The following is a 2189-nucleotide window of genomic DNA, read 5'->3' on the forward strand; positions in this document are numbered from 1 at the left end:
ACTCGCACCACTCACTGCGTTCGTTCAGCTCGAACAAGTGCAATGAGTCAGTCAACGAAGCGCAAGGTGCCCTTGCGCCGCCCAGGCCACTGCGCTCCTCGGCGTGGGCACAGGGGCCCCGGGCGCGGGGTCACGCACGGGCCATCGCTGCAGTCGGCCAACCCACTTCCTTCTCCGCCATGATCGACTACGACACCCTGAAGAACTGGACCTTCCCGTCCATCGAGCACCGCTACACCGCGGACGACAGCATGCGCTACGCGCTCGCGCTGGGCCTGGGCGACGACCCGATGGACCCGCTGCAGTTGCAGTTCGTCAACGACACCCACGCCGGCCAGCCGCTGGCCCTGCCCACCATGGCCGTGGTGCTGGGCTTCCCCGGTTCGTGGATGCAGGACCCGGGCACCGGCATCGACTTCACGAAGATCGTGCACGGCGAGGAAGAGATCACGCTGCACGCGCCGCTGCCCGCTGCCGGCACGGTGCGCGCCGAGCACCGCGTGGTGTCCATCGTCGACAAGGGCGAAGGCCGTGGCGCCACGGTGACCTACGACAAGGAACTGCACGACGCCGCCACCGGGCGATGGCTCGCGACCGTGCGCCACACCACCTTCGCGCGCGGCAACGGCGGCTTCTCGGCCAAGGACGGCAAGACCGACAGCACGCCGCCCGCCCCGCCCAAGCCGCCCACCGGCGCGCCCGACCAGGTGCTGGAGATCAGCACGCTGCCGCAGCAGGCCCTGCTGTACCGGCTCTGCGCCGACCGCAACCCCTTGCACTCGGACCCGGCCACGGCCAAGGCTGCCGGCTTCGCAAGGCCCATCCTGCACGGCCTGTGCACCTACGGCATCGCTGGCCGCGCACTGCTGACCGCCTGGGGCGGCGGCCAACCCGAAACGCTCAAGAACCTGTTCGCGCGCTTCTCCTCGCCGGTCTACCCGGGCGAGACGCTGCGCTTCGAGATGTACCGCGGCGCCGCGCCGGGCGAGGTCGCGTTCCGCGCCATCGCCGTGGAGCGCGAAGTGACCGTGCTCGATGCCGGCCGCGCCGTGCTGACCCGCTGACACGACAACCAGGAGGAGACATCCATGGCCCATCTCAACCGCCGCCAGCTCGTGCTGGCCACCACCGCCCTCGCGGCACTGCCGGCCTTCGCGCAGTCCGCCTACCCGACCCGCCCCGTCAAGTTCACCGTGCCCTTCCCGGCCGGCGGCCCCGTCGACGTGACGGCCCGCGCCATGGCGCAAAAGCTCGGCGAACTCTGGGGCCAGAGCGGCATCGTCGACAACCGCGCCGGGGCCGGCGGCATCGTGGGTGCGGAGATCGCGGCCAAGCAGCCGGCCGACGGCTACAACCTGTTCGTCTGCGCGATCCACCATTCGGTGCTGCCCGCGCTCAAGCCCGGGCTCAGCTACGACATCGAGAAGGACTTCGTGCCCGTGAGCTTCGGCGCGATGTTCCCCATCATCCTGGTCGCCCACCCTTCGCTGCCAGCCAAGAACGTGGCCGAACTCGTGGCGCTGGCCAAGAAGGAGCCCGGCAAGATCGCCTTCAGCTCCTCGGGCAACGGCGGCGGCACGCACCTGGCCGGCGAGCTGTTCAACATGCAGGCCGGCGTGCAGTTGCAGCACATCCCCTACAAGGGCAGCGCGCCGGCCATGACCGACCTGCTCGGCGGCCAGGTGCAGCTCATGTTCGCCGACGCACCGACCGCGCTGCCGCAGATCCGCGCGGGCAAGGTGCGCGCGCTGGGCGTGGCCAGCGCCCAGCGCTCGGCCCTGCTGCCCGAGCTGCCGACCATCGCCGAGTCCGGCGTGCCGGGCTACGAGGCCTATTCCTGGGCCGGCCTGGTCGCGCCCAAGGGCACGCCGCCCGACATCGTGGCCAAGATCAGTGCCGACCTGCAGAAGGTCATGACCCAGCCCGATGTCAAGCAGCGCCTGTACGACGCGGGCGCCGAGGCCATGCCCACCTCGCCCGAGAAGTTCGCGCAGATGCTGCGCAGCGAGATCGCCAAGTGGGGCAAGGTCGTGAAGACCGCCAACATCAAGATGGACTGAGACATGAGACCACCCCCGTTTGGACTTCTCACTGCGTGTAGAAGTCCCATCCCCCCTCCAGGGGGCGCACCCGGCGGACTGGCAGAGGTTCTATGGTCCGCGTCAAGCCGGCGAGGCCGTGCGATGAGG

Annotated in this window: 2 protein-coding genes; both read left to right on the plus strand. The window is 69.9% G+C overall.

Annotated elements, in window-relative coordinates:
- The first annotated feature begins 179 nt into the window (after positions 1-179).
- The gene (locus tag IE209_RS33555) at positions 180-1064 is read left to right on the plus strand and encodes a MaoC/PaaZ C-terminal domain-containing protein (protein WP_189691189.1); all 885 of its coding nucleotides are present in this window, start codon (positions 180-182) and stop codon (positions 1062-1064) included.
- Positions 1065-1088: 24 nt separating this feature from the next.
- Positions 1089-2060: a tripartite tricarboxylate transporter substrate binding protein gene (locus IE209_RS33560; RefSeq protein WP_189691190.1), complete on the plus strand. Its 972-nt coding sequence runs from the start codon at positions 1089-1091 to the stop codon at positions 2058-2060.
- Positions 2061-2189 lie beyond the last annotated feature (129 nt).

The organism is Pseudorhodoferax aquiterrae (genome assembly GCF_014652235.1).
GTDB classification, from domain to species: Bacteria; Pseudomonadota; Gammaproteobacteria; order Burkholderiales; family Burkholderiaceae_C; genus Pseudorhodoferax; species Pseudorhodoferax aquiterrae.